This window comes from Fructilactobacillus sp. X2R6C1, assembly GCF_059901295.1.
On the sequence record NZ_JBWXUZ010000066.1, the window covers coordinates 1 to 248 of the forward strand.

Below are 248 nucleotides of genomic sequence, written 5' to 3' on the forward strand. Positions count from 1 at the left end.
CTGCACGCCCGGGACGAGGTCGATGATGCGCAGGACATGCTCGACCTGGCCCCAGAACTCGGCATTGCCGCCCACGAGAGCGGCATCCACGCGCCCGGTTCGCAGCAACATGGCTGCGGTCACCGTAGGACGCCGGTAGACGTGGCGCAGGATTTCCGATGATGCAACACCGCGCCGCGCGGCGATTATGCGGTATGCTTCGGCGAGGGGTTCGATGATTTCGTGATCGGTTTCGGGATCGATCACGG

Annotated in this window: 1 protein-coding gene; it reads right to left on the reverse strand. The window is 64.5% G+C overall.

Features of this window, described 5'->3' with window-relative positions:
- The coding region (locus AC6UDF_RS07385) for a phosphate acyltransferase (protein ID WP_500724244.1) at positions 1–248 on the reverse strand (248 nt) is incomplete at both ends.